The organism is Steroidobacter gossypii, assembly GCF_016801985.1.
GTDB classification, from domain to species: Bacteria; Pseudomonadota; Gammaproteobacteria; order Steroidobacterales; family Steroidobacteraceae; genus Steroidobacter; species Steroidobacter gossypii.
Genome location: NZ_JAEVLS010000001.1, coordinates 1,400,990 through 1,416,412, shown reverse-complemented (window position 1 = coordinate 1,416,412; position 15,423 = coordinate 1,400,990). Strand labels below are relative to the sequence as shown.

The 15,423-nt window shown below is 63.0% G+C and carries 17 protein-coding genes; 6 read left to right on the top strand and 11 right to left on the bottom strand.

Annotated features, from left to right (window positions below; genetic code table 11):
• The first annotated feature begins 24 nt into the window (after positions 1–24).
• The 5 genes from hslU to ubiB all read left to right on the top strand — a co-directional run bounded on the left by hslU (position 25) and on the right by ubiB (position 4,861).
• Entirely contained in the window at positions 25–1,353 is a 1,329-nt protein-coding gene (hslU, locus tag JM946_RS06140; protein ID WP_203166272.1) for an ATP-dependent protease ATPase subunit HslU, read from the top strand.
• Positions 1,354–1,373: 20 nt separating this feature from the next.
• A complete protein-coding gene (locus JM946_RS06135; RefSeq protein WP_203166271.1) occupies positions 1,374–1,772 on the top strand; it encodes a gamma-butyrobetaine hydroxylase-like domain-containing protein in 399 nt (132 codons plus the stop codon).
• A gap of 88 nt (positions 1,773–1,860) precedes the next feature.
• Positions 1,861–2,625, top strand: a complete 765-nt coding sequence (gene ubiE / locus JM946_RS06130) for a bifunctional demethylmenaquinone methyltransferase/2-methoxy-6-polyprenyl-1,4-benzoquinol methylase UbiE (protein ID WP_203166270.1) — start codon at positions 1,861–1,863, stop codon at positions 2,623–2,625.
• A 1-nt stretch (position 2,626) separates the two neighbouring features.
• A complete protein-coding gene (locus JM946_RS06125; protein ID WP_203166269.1) occupies positions 2,627–3,220 on the top strand; it encodes a ubiquinone biosynthesis accessory factor UbiJ in 594 nt (197 codons plus the stop codon).
• A 3-nt stretch (positions 3,221–3,223) separates the two neighbouring features.
• Positions 3,224–4,861 carry a ubiquinone biosynthesis regulatory protein kinase UbiB gene (gene ubiB, locus JM946_RS06120; RefSeq protein WP_203166268.1) on the top strand — a complete coding sequence of 546 codons (1,638 nt, stop codon included), beginning with the start codon at positions 3,224–3,226 and terminating at the stop codon, positions 4,859–4,861.
• A gap of 115 nt (positions 4,862–4,976) precedes the next feature.
• On the opposite strand, the gene JM946_RS06115 is transcribed toward ubiB, so the two are convergent.
• From JM946_RS06115 to JM946_RS06105, 3 genes are all read right to left on the bottom strand, one after another.
• Complete coding sequence (locus JM946_RS06115; protein WP_203166267.1) at positions 4,977–5,624, bottom strand: DedA family protein; 648 nt, start codon at positions 5,622–5,624, stop codon at positions 4,977–4,979.
• A 10-nt stretch (positions 5,625–5,634) separates the two neighbouring features.
• Positions 5,635–6,006, bottom strand: a complete 372-nt coding sequence (gene panD / locus JM946_RS06110) for an aspartate 1-decarboxylase (RefSeq protein WP_203166266.1) — start codon at positions 6,004–6,006, stop codon at positions 5,635–5,637.
• A gap of 104 nt (positions 6,007–6,110) precedes the next feature.
• Complete coding sequence (locus JM946_RS06105) at positions 6,111–6,674, bottom strand: LOG family protein (protein ID WP_203166265.1); 564 nt, start codon at positions 6,672–6,674, stop codon at positions 6,111–6,113.
• A 185-nt stretch (positions 6,675–6,859) separates the two neighbouring features.
• On the opposite strand from JM946_RS06105, the gene JM946_RS06100 reads away from it, so the two are divergent.
• Positions 6,860–8,347, top strand: coding sequence for a putative bifunctional diguanylate cyclase/phosphodiesterase (locus JM946_RS06100; protein ID WP_203166264.1), 1,488 nt, complete (start codon positions 6,860–6,862; stop codon positions 8,345–8,347).
• 9 nt (positions 8,348–8,356) lie between these two features.
• On the opposite strand, the gene JM946_RS06095 is transcribed toward JM946_RS06100, so the two are convergent.
• From JM946_RS06095 to JM946_RS06060, 8 genes are all read right to left on the bottom strand, one after another.
• Positions 8,357–8,701, bottom strand: a complete 345-nt coding sequence (locus JM946_RS06095; protein ID WP_203166263.1) for a hypothetical protein — start codon at positions 8,699–8,701, stop codon at positions 8,357–8,359.
• Positions 8,702–8,849: 148 nt separating this feature from the next.
• On the bottom strand, positions 8,850–9,620 hold the full coding sequence (gene trpA / locus JM946_RS06090) for a tryptophan synthase subunit alpha (protein WP_203166262.1): 771 nt from the start codon (positions 9,618–9,620) through the stop codon (positions 8,850–8,852).
• Complete coding sequence (gene trpB / locus JM946_RS06085) at positions 9,620–10,864, bottom strand: tryptophan synthase subunit beta (protein ID WP_203166261.1); 1,245 nt, start codon at positions 10,862–10,864, stop codon at positions 9,620–9,622. The genes trpA and trpB overlap by 1 nt, the downstream gene beginning before the upstream one ends.
• On the bottom strand, positions 10,861–11,460 hold the full coding sequence (locus JM946_RS06080; RefSeq protein WP_203166260.1) for a phosphoribosylanthranilate isomerase: 600 nt from the start codon (positions 11,458–11,460) through the stop codon (positions 10,861–10,863). Before JM946_RS06080 ends, trpB begins: the two co-directional genes overlap by 4 nt.
• On the bottom strand, positions 11,457–12,335 hold the full coding sequence (locus JM946_RS06075; protein ID WP_203166259.1) for an indole-3-glycerol phosphate synthase TrpC: 879 nt from the start codon (positions 12,333–12,335) through the stop codon (positions 11,457–11,459). The genes JM946_RS06080 and JM946_RS06075 overlap by 4 nt, the downstream gene beginning before the upstream one ends.
• Positions 12,336–12,337: 2 nt before the next feature.
• On the bottom strand, positions 12,338–13,375 hold the full coding sequence (gene trpD, locus JM946_RS06070; RefSeq protein ID WP_218042610.1) for an anthranilate phosphoribosyltransferase: 1,038 nt from the start codon (positions 13,373–13,375) through the stop codon (positions 12,338–12,340).
• Positions 13,376–13,377: 2 nt separating this feature from the next.
• Positions 13,378–13,983 (bottom strand): anthranilate synthase component II, encoded by a 606-nt coding sequence (locus tag JM946_RS06065; RefSeq protein WP_322110901.1) that lies wholly within the window; start codon positions 13,981–13,983, stop codon positions 13,378–13,380.
• Positions 13,980–15,365 carry an anthranilate synthase component I family protein gene (locus JM946_RS06060; RefSeq protein WP_203166257.1) on the bottom strand — a complete coding sequence of 462 codons (1,386 nt, stop codon included), beginning with the start codon at positions 15,363–15,365 and terminating at the stop codon, positions 13,980–13,982. Before JM946_RS06060 ends, JM946_RS06065 begins: the two co-directional genes overlap by 4 nt.
• Positions 15,366–15,423 lie beyond the last annotated feature (58 nt).

Genomic DNA, 15,423 nt, shown 5'->3' with positions numbered 1-15,423 from the left:
CACCAGTCACTTCCATTTATGTCCATGACCCCGAGAGAAATCGTTCAAGAGCTCGACAAACATATCGTCGGGCAGGGCGCCGCCAAACGCGCCGTCGCCATCGCGCTGCGTAACCGCTGGCGGCGCATGCAAGTCGTCGAAGCGCTGCGCGCGGAAATCACGCCGAAAAACATTCTGATGATCGGCCCAACCGGTGTCGGCAAAACCGAAATCGCGCGCCGCCTCGCGCGCCTGGCGCGCGCGCCGTTCATCAAGGTCGAAGCGACCAAGTTCACCGAAGTCGGCTACGTGGGCCGCGAAGTGGATTCGATCATCAAGGATTTGATGGACGTCGCGGTCAAGATGACTCGCGAAGAAGAAATGGAAAAGGTCCGTCACCGCGCCATGGACGCCGCCGAGGAACGCGTGCTCGACGCACTGCTGCCGCGGCCCAAATCGCTCGGCTTCACCCCCGAGCCCGAACCCAATCCTCGCGACGGCGACACGCGCCAGAAATTCCGCAAGATGCTGCGTGAAGGCCAGCTCGACGATCGTGAAATCGAAGTCGAAGTGCGCGCCCTGCCGGTCGGCGTGGAAATCATGGCGCCGGCCGGCATGGAAGATCTCACTCAGCAGTTGCAGAGCATGTTCTCGAACCTGGGCGGCTCACGCACCAAGACTCGCAAGGTCAAGGTTCGCGAAGCCTTCAAGCTGCTCACGGACGAAGAAGCCGCGAAGATGATCAACGAGGAGGACCTGAAGCTGCGCGCTCTGCAAAACGCCGAGCAGAACGGCATCGTCTTCATCGACGAGATCGACAAGATCGCGCGTCGCCAGGAAACGCATGGCGCGGACGTGTCGCGCGAAGGCGTGCAGCGCGACCTGTTGCCGCTGGTCGAAGGCAGCACCGTGAGCACCAAGCACGGCATGGTGAAGACCGACCATATCCTGTTCATCGCGTCCGGCGCGTTCCACATGTCCAAGCCTTCCGATCTGATTCCGGAGCTGCAGGGCCGCTTCCCGATTCGCGTCGAACTGGACGCGCTCAAGGTCGAAGACTTCATTCGCATTCTGACCGAGCCCGACGCGTCGCTGTGCACGCAGTACAAGGCGCTGCTGGCTACCGAAGGCGTGACGTTGGAGTTCGATCCCAGCGGCGTGCGGCGCATCGCCGAAGTCGCGTATCAGGTCAACGAGCGCACCGAGAACATCGGCGCACGGCGTCTGCACACCGTGCTGGAGCGATTGCTCGAAGCGCTCTCGTACGAAGCCGCCGATCGCAACGGCTACAGCCTGACCATCGACCAGCAATACGTCGACAAACACCTCGGCGAGCTGGTGAAGGACGAAGATCTGACGCGGTACATTCTGTAACTCCCTCGGTTTCAGAAGCCATGCCGCATCCGACCAACATCAAGTCCCGCACCAAGTCGCGCGTACTGCAAGTGAGCTTCGACGACGGCTCGGTGTTCGAGCTGCCGTACGAATACCTGCGCGTGTTCTCGCCTTCGGCCGAGGTGCGCGGGCACGGCCCCGGCCAGGAACAGTTGCAGCTGGGTAAGCACGACGTCGTGATCACCCAGGTCGAACCGGTGGGCAATTACGCGGTGAAGCTGGTCTTCGACGACGGCCACAACACCGGGCTCTACACCTGGGGCTATCTGTACGAGCTCGGTCGGGACCGCGCGCAGAAATGGCAGAGCTACCTGGAGCGTTTGCAGGAATTGGGCATCGCCTATCCGACCGTGCTGCCGAAAAAGCCGGCGTTTTCTCTGAAACCGCCGCAGCGATAAAGCGCGGCGGCGGGCCGCGGATTCGAGTCCAACTCAAGCGCCGGCCTCGAAACTCGACTAAAATGCGTCGTCACCGTTAGCGACGACCATGAGCGACACCCCACCCAACTCATCCTCGACCACCGACTTCGGCTATCAGCAAGTGCCGGTGGCCGAAAAGCAGGCGCGGGTTCGAGCCGTGTTCGAATCGGTCGCGGGCAACTACGACCTGATGAACGACCTGATGTCGGCGGGCACTCATCGGCTGTGGAAGCATTTCACCCTGTCGCAGACCGGTCTGCGTCCCGGGCAGCGGGCGCTCGACGTGGCCGGCGGCACCGGTGACCTTGCCGCCGGCATGTGCAAACAGGTGGGCGAAACCGGCCTGGTGATCCATACGGACATCAATGCCGCCATGCTGGCAGCAGGCCGAGACGCGATGACCGATCGCGGCTTCGTGAATAACGTGCGCTATTCGCTCGCCAACGCGGAGCGCCTGCCGTTTCCCGACAGCAGCTTCGATTGCGTCACCATCGGCTTCGGGCTACGCAATGTCACCGACAAGGCGGCAGCATTGCGCTCCATGCAACGGGTGCTCAAACCCGGCGGTCAGTTGCTCATCCTCGAGTTCTCGCATCCCGTCGCGCCAGGCTTGAAACCGCTCTACGACGCGTATTCGTTCTCGGTCTTGCCGTGGCTTGGCAAAGTCGTGGCGCGAGACGAAGCCAGCTATCGCTATCTCGCCGAATCCATCCGCCGCTTCCCCAAGCAGCAGGAATTGATCGAGATGATGCAGGCGGCGGGCCTCGAGAACTGCAAATATCACAATCTCACCGGCGGCATCGTCGCCCTGCACCGCGGCTATAGGTTCTGACATGCGCCTGACGCCGCTCGAATCGCTGCTCAATAGAAACATCGCTGCGTCGTCGGCGGCGCGTGCGCTGTGCCGTCGCTTGGACACCAAAGTGCTGGCGCTGCACGTCGAAGGCATGCCGCTGAGCATCTTCTTCCGAGCGCAAGGCGAGCAGATGTGCCTCGATACGACCTACGAAGGCACACCGAATGCGACACTCTCCGGAACGCCGCTGTCACTGCTGCGCATGGCGGGTCCAGCGCCGGAAACGGCGCTGCGAACCGGCTCGGTGCACATACACGGCGATGCCGAAGTCGCGCAGACGTTCAGTGAATTGCTCAAGCAGGCGCGGCCGGATCTGGAAGAAGAGTTGTCTCGCGTCATCGGCGACGTTGCCGCTCATCAAGTCGGCAATGCCGCGCGCTCGGCGCTCGGCTTCGCACGTCGGGCAGCCGATACATTCGCGCAGAACGTCTCCGAATATTTACAGGAAGAAGGTCGTGACGCGCCGAGCCGGACTGAAGCCGATGAATTCATCGCCGGCGTCGACAAGCTGCGTGACGACGTGGACCGTTTCGAAGCGCGTCTGGCGCTGCTCGAACGCAAGCGCGGCTGAAGCATGCGCCTGAGAGTTCTTTCCCGGCTGCTGCAGATTCAACGCGTCCTGGTGCGTCATCGCCTGGATGAGATCATCCTGGCCACGCATCTGTTCCGGCCGGTCCGCTTCGCGTTTTATCTTTCCCCGAACACCTGGTTTCGTCGCAAAGCTTCGCTGACGCGGGGCGAGCGGCTGCGCCTGGCGCTGGAGGAGCTCGGGCCGATCTTCATGAAGTTCGGTCAGACGTTATCGACGCGGCGCGATCTGCTGCCGCGAGACATCGCCGACGAGTTGGAGAAATTGCAGGATCGCGTGCCGCCGTTCTCGAAGGAAGCGGCGCGGGCCATCGTCGAAGCCGCGTATGAGCGGCCGACGAGCGACGTGTTCGCACGTTTCGATACCGAACCCTTGGCTGCCGCGACCATCGCGCAAGTTCATGGCGCGCAGCTCAAGGACGGCAAGGAAGTCGTCGTCAAGATCGTACGGCCTGGCATTCGTCAGCTGATCCAGCGCGATGTCGAAGTGCTGTATGCGCTGGCGGATCTGGCCAATCGCTACTGGCGCGATGCTCCCCGGCTGCGCCCGGTCGAGCTGGTTCGCGAGTATGAAAAGACCATCATCGACGAGCTGGACCTGAAGCGTGAAGCCGCGAACGCGGCGCAGTTGCGCCGTAACTTCGCCGGCTCACGACTGCTGTATGTGCCCGAGGTCTATTGGGATTACACGCGTCACAACGTAATGGTGATGGAGCGCGTTCAAGGCGTGCTCATCAACGACGTGGAGGAACTGCAGCGGCGTGGCGCAAACATTCAGCGGCTGGCCGAGAACGGCGTGGAGATCTTTTTCACGCAGGCGTTCCGTCACAACTTCTTCCACGCCGACATGCACCCGGGCAACATCTTCGTGCTGCTCGACAATCCCGATCAGCCGCGTTACGCCGCGGTCGATTTCGGCATCGTCGGCACGTTGGCGCCGCGCGACCAGCACTACCTGGCCGAGAATTTCCTGGCGTTCTTCGAGCACGACTACCGACGCATCGCGCAGCTGCACATCGATTCTGGCTGGATTCCGGCGCACGTTCGCGTCGACGAACTGGAATCGGCGGTGCGCACCGTGTGCGAGCCGATCGCCAACAAGCCGCTGCGAGAGATTTCTTTCGGCCAGGTGCTGATCAGCCTGTTCGAAGCGGCTCAGCGCTTCGATGCGCAGATGCAGCCGCAGCTGATGCTGATTCAGAAAACGTTGTTGCAGATCGAGGGCGTGGGTCGGCAGCTCTATCCGGACCTGGATCTGTGGAAGACCGCTCAGCCGCTGTTGCGGCAGTGGATGGCCGAACGCTGGAGCGTGCGGGCGCTGGTGCGGGATGTGCGCAAGCAGCTGCCGGATATGCTGCAGGCGATCCATCAGTTGCCGCCGCTGGTGGGGAACGCGATTCAGCGCGCCTCGGACGGCAGGTTCAGCGTTCCCGTCGACAACAAAGAGATCGAGCGCCTGCAGATCACGATTCGCGAGGACGGGCGGCGTCGCGATGTCACCCTGGTGACCGCCATCGGCGCGCTCAGCGGAATCATTCTGATCGCTACCGGGTCCGGGCCGGAGTGGCTCGGCTATACGATGCTGGGCGCCAGCCTGGTGGGCCTGCTGACCCTCCGCAAATAACGCCGCCACAAGTTTTCTTTTATTCGCTCTCGCGAACCCGAGCCGAAGAACGGCGTTCTTCGGCTCTTCTCCGTGTCCGTGTCGGGCACAGACCAGTTAAAAACCCGCGGAGGCGTTATGCGTCTGCCGGCTTGGGGCGCAGCATCTCCCAGACGATCGGCATCACCGACACCACGATGATCAGAATCGTCACCACGCCGAAGTTCTCTTTGATCAAAGGCACGTTACCGAACAGGTAACCGCCCCAAATGAAAATCGTCACCCACAGGAAGCCACCGAGCAGGTTGTAGGTGAAGAACTTCGCCCGGTTCATGGCGCCCACGCCGGCGACGAACGGTGCAAACGTGCGCACGATGGGAACGAAGCGAGCCAGCACGATGGTCTTGCCGCCATACTTCTCGTAGAACGCATGCGTGCGATCCAGATATTCCTTCTTGAGCCAGCGGATGTTCCCGCTGAAGGCCCGCGGCCCCACCGCTTTGCCGATGCGATAGTTGGTTGCGTCGCCCAGCCAGGCGGCGATCATCAGCAGCACCCACAACGCCGGCGCATTCAAGGTGCCCGTGTCGTCCACGGCGGCGAGCGCGCCGAGCGCGAACAGTAGTGAATCGCCCGGCAGAATCGGCGTCACCACCACGCCGGTCTCGCAGAAAATGATCACGAACAGGATGGCGTAGACCCAGTAGTGATAGTCGGCGATGAGATCGATGAGATGCTGGTCGAGATGCAGGATGAAATCGACGAACCAGGTGATCAGCTCCATGCTCGACGCCTCAGACCGCAGCGCGCAGCGATTTGATGCGCGGACGGTTCTGGTCGTCCACCAGCACTACCACCGGCTCGTACTTCTCGAGCTCGGCCTCGGTGTACTGCGAGTAGGCGCAGATGATCAGCAGGTCGCCCACCATGGCTTTGCGGGCCGCCGCGCCGTTCAGCGCGATCGCGCCCGAGCCGCGGGGCGCCTTGATGATGTAGGTCGAGAAGCGCTCGCCGTTGTTGACGTTGTACAGCTCGATGTACTGATTCTCACGTAATCCGGAGGCTTCCAGCAGCGTTTCGTCGATGCCACAGGAGCCCTCGTAGTCGAGATCGGCCTGGGTCACGCGCACCCGGTGCAGCTTGGCCTGGAGCATGGTACGAAGCATTTAGACCCTCTCGGTAGACGAATGGCCGGATTTTCGGGGTTCGACCGGCGGCCGAAGGCTGAGGTCTGGGCCCCCGAGTGTCAAGGTGACAGGTGTCAGCTGAATTACTGCGCCGGAGGCGCCGTTTTGGCCGCAGCCTGCAGCTGATCGAGCAGCGGCTCGATCTCGGTATCCACCAGCAGCGCCGCGCGATGCCGGGGCCGCTGAAAGCCCTCGCTGACCGCCAGGTCCAGGAACTGGACCAGCGCGTCGTAGTACCCCTGGTAATTGAGCAGCCCGCTGGGCTTGCCGTGCAGCCCCAGCTGCGTCCAGCTCCAGGCCTCGAACAGCTCGTCCATGGTGCCGATGCCGCCCGGCAAGGTCAGAAAGCCGTCGGAGAGCTCGCCCATCAGCAACTTACGCTCCGCCATGGTCGTGACCACGTGCAGCTCGGTCAGCCCGGGGTGGCCGACTTCCCGATCCAGCAGCATCTGGGGAATCACCCCGATCACACGGCCGCCGGCCGCCAACGCCGAATCCGCGATCGCCCCCATCAGCCCCACCTTGCCGCCGCCGTACACCAGCGTGAGCTGACGTTCGGCAATCAGGCGACCGGTCGCGCGGGCCATTTGCAGATACTCCGGGCGGTTGCCCGGGCTGGAACCACAGAACACACAGATTGAGCGCATCGGGCGATTCTAACCGAGGCCCGATTACGTTAATCGAGACGACGAGCGGTGCGAACCAGCGCACACTTCGACACTTGTACGGCCGGCGTCAGTGTTCTTTGGAGCAGCAGTGCTCAAGCCCGCTGAGCCGAACCCGATATGTTCAACTGACGTCCCGCGGCCGCGGGACAGGACTCTCGGCTTACATGCAAGGGACTCTTCAACACTGGTTGGCGTACCTGCCGATCATCGCCGTCCTCGTGGCGCCCACGATCATCGCCACGTGGTTCGCGGTCCAACTACACCGCGAGCGAGTGTTACGGCGGCGGGACGGCGCCGACTATCTCACCGGCCTGCCGACGCGACGCGCCGCCGCCAGCGTGGCCGCACAGGCGATGGTGGAAGCTCAGCGCACCGACCGGGAATTTGCGCTGATCGTGCTCAACGTCGACCGGCTCAAACCCATCAACGACTCGCTCGGCCATCAGGCAGGCGACGAATTGCTGCTGGCCTTGTCCGAGCGGCTGCGCGGCGTGCTCGGGAGCAACAACGTCCTGGCCCGCCTGGCCGGCGATGAATTCACGGTCATCGCTCGAGGGCTGCGCGGAGCGCTCGACGCCGAAGCGCTCGTTCAGAAAATCACCGAGGCCGTGCGTCTGCCCTTCGTGATCGCCTCGTTCGATATCCATACCTCGCTGACCATGGGCATCAGCATGTATCCGCTCGACGGCGATTCGTTCGAGCTGCTGCTGCGACGGGCGGAGATGGCGCTGCGCTGTGCGAAAGCCGCCAGCCGTGGCAGCTATCGTTTCTATGCGCAGGAAATGTCCAACGCCGCGGACGAGCGGCTGTCGCTGGAGAACGATCTGCGACGCGGGCTCGAACTGGGCCAGCTCGAGCTGCACTATCAACCCAAGGTGGACATCGCCACCAACCGCATTCGTAGCGCCGAAGCGTTGCTTCGCTGGCGTCATCCGACACGCGGCCTGGTGCCGCCGAGCGTTTTCATACCCATCGCCGAAGACACCGGTCTGATCGTGCCGATCGGCGAATGGGTGCTGCGCCAGGCCTGCCGCCAGGTGCGCTCCTGGATCGATTCGGGAATGTCGCCGGTGCGCGTCGCCGTGAATCTCTCGGCCAAGCAGTTCCGGCACGTGGACCTGGTGGCGGTGGTGCGCTCGGCCATCGAAGAGGCGCAGCTGCAGCCCGGCTACATCGAGCTGGAGCTGACCGAAAGCGCCATCATGGACGACGCGGAAAAATCAGCCTCCATTCTGGAAATCCTCAGCACGATGGGCGTGCACATCTCCATCGACGACTTCGGCACCGGTTATTCCAGCCTGAGCTATCTGCGCCGCTACCCGCTCGACAAGCTCAAGATCGACCGCAGCTTCGTGCGCGACGTGATGTCGAACCCGAACGACGCCTCCATCGTCAAAGCCATCATTTCGCTGGCGCATAACCTGCGCCTGCGCGTGGTTGCCGAAGGTGTCGAAACCGCTGAGCAACTCAGCTTCCTGCGCGAGTTGAGCTGCGATCAATATCAAGGTTATTACTGCAGTCCGGCGGTGCCGGCCTCGGCATTCGAAGCGTTGTTGCAAAAGATGCGCGCTGAACGTCCCGAGCTGACCGAGGCCGACATGCTCCGCACCCAAAGTCGGCTGTCGGCGTTCTCTCGCCAAGTCAGCAACTGAGAGCGGCGACTAATACTCATCGGTCGAGCGCCGCCCGCGCGTGTGCCGGCGTTCCTGGCCCGAATAGCCCGCCATCACCATGCCCCAATCGCTGTGCCGACGCGGCCCGGAGCGGCGATCCTTGTGATGTTTGAAACGACAGTTGCAATTCTGGACGTCGCAACTCGGCAGCGGCAGACGCGGCGCCTGTCGCGATAAATACCGCTGACCTGCAAATCGATACGCCGCGGGGCATGCATCGGTACCCGGCACGACCGACACGGCGTGATAGGGATTGGTAGGGGCCGCAGGGCGCTGGGGTGCTTTTTCCGGTTTCCCTCGAAACCAGCGCGCGAACCAAGATTTGGAACTCATCCCGCCTGCCTCCACTGGGCGCGGCTTGAACCCGCTGACGTTACGTAAGAAACAGCGAGCCGGATTGTTCCGACAGCAAACGCGGAAGCGCAACTGGACGATTTACCGTGGCGCGACTGCGACAGCCGCGCCACGCGTTCAGGAAACTTCAGTCTCGCAGCGAGCGCAGAAACTTCGCGGGATCCTCGCCACGCTCCAGCACTTCGACCAATGCCGAACCGACGATGGCGCCGTCGATGTATGGAGTCAGCCGTTGCACTTGTTCACGACTGCGAATGCCGAAGCCCGCGCACACCGGCACCGGCGAGATCTTTTTGACACGCTGAAAATATTCCAGCACTTCCTCGGGCACGGCGACGTTCTTGCCAGTGGTGCCAGTCATGGTTACCGCGTAAATGAATCCGCCGCTGCCCTCGCAGAGCATCTGCATGCGCTCGGTCGGAGTCACCGGAGTCACAAACTGAACAAGAGCGAGGCCCCGGGCGTCCAGCGCATTGCGCAATTCGTCGCTTTCTTCATAAGGCAGATCGGGAACGATGAAACCGGCGATGCCGGCGCGAGCGGCGTCTTCGGGCAACGTGTCCATGCCGTAGGCCAGCAATGGATTCAGATAGCTCATCAACAGCAGCGGAGCCTGTGGCTTTGTTTCGGCGCGCGACAGTTCCTGCAGAATCCAGCGCAACGACACACCCTGCTCGAGCGCCGCGCGGCTGGAGCGCTGGATGGTGGTGCCATCGGCCATCGGGTCGGTGAACGGCACGCCGATCTCGACCACGTCGGCCACGGCAGCGACGGCGTTCAGCTGCTCGATGAAGCCTTCCCGCTTGGGGAAGCCCGCGGTGATGTATGCAATCAACGCCGGCTGACCGGTCGCTCGCCGGTTGCGGATCGCAGTACTGACAGAGTCACGGGCGGGCATCAGAGGACATCCTTCAAAAGAGTACGTTGCAGCGTCGGCATGTCTTTATCGCCGCGGCCGGACAGACAAATCAGGATTCGCTTGCCCGGATTGGCGAGCGCGTAGCGCTTCGCGCCGGCCAGGGCGTGCGCCGATTCGATGGCGGGCAGGATGCCTTCGGCCGCACAGCATTCAGCCAGCGCCGCGAGCGATTCGTCGTCGTTCACTGCTTCATACTTCACGCGATCGATGCTCGCGAGCAACGCATGCTCGGGACCTACGCCGGGGTAGTCCAGACCCGCCGACACGGAATGTGTTTCTTGAATCTGGCCGTTCTCATCCTGCAGCAGCAGAGAGAAACAACCTTGCAGGACGCCCGGCGTGCCGTAAGCGATCGACGCCGCGTTCTGCCCGAGGCCGGCTCCGTTGCCGCCGGCTTCCAGACCCAGCATCTGCACTTCCTTGTCCTTGACGAACGGATGGAACATGCCAATCGCGTTGGAGCCGCCGCCGACACACGCAACCACGAGGTCGGGCAATTTGCCGGTGCGCTCCAGAATCTGCACGCGAGCTTCACGGCCGATGACCGACTGGAGCTCACGGACGATGTATGGATACGGGTGCGGTCCGATGGCCGAGCCCAAGCAGTAATAAGTGCCGTTGGGATCCGACACCCAGTCGCGTAGCGCCTCGTCCACGGCGGCACGCAATGTTTGATCGCCGCTGGTCACCGGCACGACGGTGGCGCCGAGCAGTTTCATACGACCGACGTTGGGTGCCTGGCGCTCCATATCGATCGATCCCATATAAACCGTGCAAGGCATGCCAAGTCGTGCACACGCGGCGGCAGAAGCCACGCCGTGCTGGCCGGCGCCGGTCTCCGCGATCACGCGCTTCGCACCGAGCTTCTTCGCCAGCAGCACCTGGCCGATGGAGTTGTTGATCTTGTGTGCGCCGGTGTGGGCGAGGTCCTCGCGCTTGAACCAGACCTCGGCGCCCCACTGCTTCGACAGGGTTCGCGCAAACGTCAGTGGCGTTGCGCGACCTACCCAGTTGTTCAGCTCGTCATGAAACTCGCGCAGGAACTCCGGATCGCGCAAGTAGCGATCGACGCCCTCCTGCAGACGATTGAGCGCCGGCACCAGGGTTTCCGGAATGTAACGACCGCCGAACGGACCGAAGCGGCCGCGTTCGTCGGGATAAGCGTCCTGCTGGACGTTGGCGAGCAGAGTCTGCTGCTCAGTCTTGCTCAGGGAATGTTTCATTGCGTTGCTCCGTCGTCCGCCGCGCGCGCTTTGCGGACAAACTCATAAATCTTCGTCGGATCCTTCATGCCGGGCCTTGCTTCCACGCCACTGCTCACATCGACGCCGAACGGCCGCGCCGTCGCGATGGCCTCAGCAACGTTCGATGGCTTCAGGCCACCGGCCAATATCAACTGCGTCTGCGTCGCCAACCTGGCGGCAATCGACCAATCCGCAGTTGCTCCGGCGCCGCTGACCGGCCCTTCGAACAACAACCGGTTCGGCAAGGCGCCGGGCAACTCCCGCCCCGCGCGCACGACCGGCGTCACTTGCAACTGTGCCGGCACTCGCAAGGTGGCGAGATCCCCGATGTCGGTTTGCAGTACGTCGGGCCGGAACTGCGACCACACTTCGTCGAGCTCCGCCTGCGACGGATGTAACATTACGGCGACACGCGCGATGTGACGTGGCACATCGCGCGCGAGCTCAGCCGCCTGCTGAGCGGTAACCTTGCGTTTCGACTCGGCAAACACGAAGCCGACCGCGTTCACGCCGGCATCGACCGCCGCCGCGACGGCGTCAGGCGTCGTGAGCCCACAAACCTTGACCCAAATCATTCCTCGACCGCTTCGCCTTTGGCGATGCGCAGCTTGCGGGTCGTCAAGCTCATCGCCGTCTGCCGACCCGTGGCCAACATCTTGCCGAGCAGCTCGCGCGGCTTGGGCGAATTCATCAGCGTGGTGCCGATCAGCGCGACCCGATAGCCCAGGCCCACGGCATTTTCAACGTCATCTGGTGTGAGGACGCCACTCTCGGCCACTGGCGGATAGCCGGAAGGCATGCTGTCGGCGAGCTCGGACAATCGTGAGAATTCAACCGTGAGCTTGTCGAGGTCGCGGCAATTCAGCCCGACCAGGATCTGTTCGTCATGCCCGCGTCGCTGCGCCAACACTTCGCTGGCCACTTCCAGATCCGCCGCGTCGAACGCCTCGAGCAGAACGAACATCTTCAACATCGCCGCGCAATCGAGCAGCGCAGTGATTCGACTCTTGTCGAGCATGCGCACGATGACGAGCACACCGCCCGCGCCCGCGGCGCGACCTTCCATCACTTGATAGGGATCGACAAGAAAGTCTTTGCGCATCACCGGCACGTCGTGCGGCGCCAGCACCCGCGCGGCCCGCGTCAAATGTTCGAGTTGTCCACCGAAGCGCAATGGTTCGGTGAGCACCGATACAGCACAAGCGCCACCGCATGCGTAGTCGGTGACCCGGCTCTCGACATCGCTGGTGTTGGCGGACAAGTCACCCGCCGACGGCGAATGCAGCTTGCATTCGGCGATGATGTCGAATCCTTCGGGCGACAAGCGCAGCGCCGGCGCCGGCGGCATATCAGAAACCCGTGCCCACAACGCTTTTTCGGATTCGCGTGCACGCGCCTGTTCGAGCCGGTCGAGGCTCGATTGAGTCATTTGAGTCAGCAGCCCGGACATGATCAGCGCCCCTGGCTTTCGGCGCTCTGGCGCCGGCCGAAAGCCGTCAATTTTTCCAGCAGGCGCCGCCCGGCGCCGCTTTCGATCGCATCCTGCGCCATCTGTGCGGCATCCTGCGCCGAAGCCGCTTTGCCGAGCAATTCGAGCACCAGCGCCGCCTGCAAGATCAACGCATTGCGATGGGCGCCCTGTTCCCGGCCTTCCAACACGGCGCGCAGATGCTCGGCGTTATAAGCCGCATCGCCGCCTTTGAGCTCCTCGACCGTGCAGGCGGGGAGCATGAATTCCTCGGCGCTGCGCGTGGTGCGCACCACCTTGCCGGGCGTCACGTCGAACAATGTGAAGGGGCCGATCGGCGTCGCTTCATCCCAGCCCGATGCGCCGTGCACGACGTAGGCCCGCTTCAATGGCATGCCCGCCATCGTTTCGGCCATCAATGCGGCGACATCGATGTGATACGCGCCGATCAAATGAAACTCCGGCTCGGCCGGATTGGACAGCGGACCCAGAATGTTGAACACCGTGCGCACGCCCAGCGCCTGCCGGATCGGCATCACGGCTTTCATGGCGGGATGGTAGTGAGGCGCGAAGAAGAACGTGAAACCGGTCGCGCCGAGACATTCCCCCGCGGCCTTTTCATCGAGCGGCAAGTTCAAGCCGAGTGCACGAATCACATCCGCGCTGCCGCTGCGGCTCGACACCGAGCTGGTGCCATGCTTCGCCACGCGAATGCCCATCGACGCAACCAGCAACGCCGCGCCGGTGGAAAGATTGAAACTGCCCGAGCCATCGCCACCGGTGCCGACCATGTCGACCAGCGGGCCACCCTCGGGCAACTCGGGGCGACGCGCAAGCTTGCGCATGCTCTTGGCGAAACCGCGCACTTCATCGGCAGTCACGCCTTTGGCTCGCAACGCTGCGAGCACCGCGCCACCCATCGCCGGCGCCAGTGTGGGATCGGTCAATGCAACCAGCAGCTCCGAGGCTTCCTGTTCGCTCAGATGATTGCGATCGAGCAATCGCTCCAAGGTCTGGCGCATGGTCATGCCGCTCGCTGGCCGGAACGTTGTTGCAGGAAGTTACCCATCAACACCGGGCCCTGCGGCGTCAGCACGCTTTCCGGATGGAACTGCACGCCTTCGATGTTGAGAGACTTGTGGCGCACGCCCATGATCTCGCCTTCGTCGGTGCGCGCCGTGACTTCCAGCGTATCGGGCAACGTCTCTGGCTGCGCGATGAGCGAGTGATAGCGGCCGGCTTCGAACGGCTCGGGCATGTTCTTCATGATGCTCTGACCATCGTGATGCACGAGTGAAGTCTTGCCATGCATGAGTCGCCCGGCGCGCACTACTTTGCCGCCGAACACTTCCACCAGCGACTGGTGCCCGAGGCAGACGCCGAATATCGGAATCTCGCCGGCGAACGATTCGATCATGCGCATCGATACACCCGCGTCATACGGAGTGCCGGGACCGGGCGAAATACACAGATGCGTGGGCTTGAGCGACCTGGCGTGATCCACCGTGATGCTGTCGTTGCGGTGGACCAGCACCTGGGCGCCCAGCACCATGAAGGCCTGCACCAGGTTGTAAGTGAACGAATCGTAGTTGTCGATCAGCAGCAGACGCGCTGTTGGTTGATTGCTCACAGCCCCTCCTCCGCGAGCGCCAGGGCCCGGCGCACGATCGCGCTCTTGGCCAGGACCTCTTGATATTCGGCAGCCGGCACGCTGTCCGCGACCACGCCGGCGCCAGCCTGAAAACTATAGGTATCGCCGCGAAACACCATGGTACGAATGGTGATGGCGTGATCCATGTCTCCGCCATGGCCGAAGTACCCGACGGTGCCGCCGTAGAAACCACGGCGCACCGGCTCCAGCTCGTCGATGATTTCCATGGCGCGGACTTTCGGCGCTCCCACCAGGGTGCCCGCGGGAAACGCGGCAGCAAACAGATCGAACGCGTCCTTGCCGGGCGCGAGCTCGCCATTCACACCGCTGACGATGTGCATCACATGGCTGTAGCGCTCGATGCTGCGATAGGGATTGACGTTCACCGAGCCGGCCTTGGCCACCCGCCCCAGATCGTTGCGCGCCAGATCGACGAGCATGATGTGCTCGGCATTTTCTTTCGGGTCGGCGAGCAATTCTTTTTGTAACAGCGCGTCTTCCACCGAGTCGCGACCTCGCGGGCGCGTGCCCGCGATAGGACGCATCGAGCCACGGCCGCGAGACAACTTCACCAACGCTTCGGGCGAAGAGCCGACGATGGTGGCATCCCCGAGCTCGCAGAAGTACATGTAAGGAGAAGGATTCAGCAGACGCAGAGCGCGATAAGCCTCGAACGGCTCCAGCTCGCACAGGCCGGAGAAGCGAACCGACAGCACCAGCTGATATACATCGCCGGCCGCAATATATTCCTTCACCCGATGCACGCCTTCGATGTACTGCTGCTCGGTGAGGCTACCGACCGCGGGCGCGTACTTGATCTTCTTGTCGCTGGACGGGATCGCCCCGCGCAGCGCCTTGACCACTTCGCGGCGCAGCGCCACGCGTTCGGATTCGCTGCCCGCGTGCAACAGAGCAACGCCGCGAGTGAGGTGGTCAAAAACCAGCAACGAGCGAGGCGCGAGATAGTGGGCTTCGGGGGTGGGTTCAGCGAGTGGCGAGCGCGGCGGCAGTCGTTCGAAGCGTCGCACCAGATCGTAACTGGCCGCACCGACCAGACCGCCGGGCAGCGGCACGCCGGGAATCTGCGGACTGGGCTGCGGGGCACGCGCTAACGCACTGCGCAATGCACTCAAGAGTTCGGCCTGGGTTTGCGGCGGAGGCCCCAGTCGCCCGTCGATGCTCAGCCCGCGCTCGTCGAGCCGCACCTCCAGACAATCGCCAAAGCCAATGAACGAGTAACGCGCCAGCCGCTCGCCGCCCTCGACGCTTTCCAGCAAAAAGCGCGGCTTGAACGGCTTGAGCTTCAGATAGGCCGAGACTGGCGTGTCCAGGTCTGCGGCGATGTCGAAGGGTGGTTGCACGGAACTGTCCTCGGCGTTGACCTCTGCTCTGCGGTCCGTCGAGGGGCGATAAAAAACC

Bases quoted from the DNA above. Each gene is read 5' to 3' on its own strand.
- hslU (WP_203166272.1), top strand. From the start codon at position 25: ATGACCCCGAGAGAAATCGTTCAAGAGCTCGACAAACATATCGTCGGG.
- JM946_RS06135 (WP_203166271.1), top strand. From the start codon at position 1,374: ATGCCGCATCCGACCAACATCAAGTCCCGCACCAAGTCGCGCGTACTG.
- ubiE (WP_203166270.1), top strand. From the start codon at position 1,861: ATGAGCGACACCCCACCCAACTCATCCTCGACCACCGACTTCGGCTAT.
- JM946_RS06125 (WP_203166269.1), top strand. From the start codon at position 2,627: ATGCGCCTGACGCCGCTCGAATCGCTGCTCAATAGAAACATCGCTGCG.
- ubiB (WP_203166268.1), top strand. From the start codon at position 3,224: ATGCGCCTGAGAGTTCTTTCCCGGCTGCTGCAGATTCAACGCGTCCTG.
- JM946_RS06115 (WP_203166267.1), bottom strand. From the start codon at position 5,624: ATGGAGCTGATCACCTGGTTCGTCGATTTCATCCTGCATCTCGACCAG.
- panD (WP_203166266.1), bottom strand. From the start codon at position 6,006: ATGCTTCGTACCATGCTCCAGGCCAAGCTGCACCGGGTGCGCGTGACC.
- JM946_RS06105 (WP_203166265.1), bottom strand. From the start codon at position 6,674: ATGCGCTCAATCTGTGTGTTCTGTGGTTCCAGCCCGGGCAACCGCCCG.
- JM946_RS06100 (WP_203166264.1), top strand. From the start codon at position 6,860: ATGCAAGGGACTCTTCAACACTGGTTGGCGTACCTGCCGATCATCGCC.
- JM946_RS06095 (WP_203166263.1), bottom strand. From the start codon at position 8,701: ATGAGTTCCAAATCTTGGTTCGCGCGCTGGTTTCGAGGGAAACCGGAA.
- trpA (WP_203166262.1), bottom strand. From the start codon at position 9,620: ATGCCCGCCCGTGACTCTGTCAGTACTGCGATCCGCAACCGGCGAGCG.
- trpB (WP_203166261.1), bottom strand. From the start codon at position 10,864: ATGAAACATTCCCTGAGCAAGACTGAGCAGCAGACTCTGCTCGCCAAC.
- JM946_RS06080 (WP_203166260.1), bottom strand. From the start codon at position 11,460: ATGATTTGGGTCAAGGTTTGTGGGCTCACGACGCCTGACGCCGTCGCG.
- JM946_RS06075 (WP_203166259.1), bottom strand. From the start codon at position 12,335: ATGTCCGGGCTGCTGACTCAAATGACTCAATCGAGCCTCGACCGGCTC.
- trpD (WP_218042610.1), bottom strand. From the start codon at position 13,375: ATGCGCCAGACCTTGGAGCGATTGCTCGATCGCAATCATCTGAGCGAA.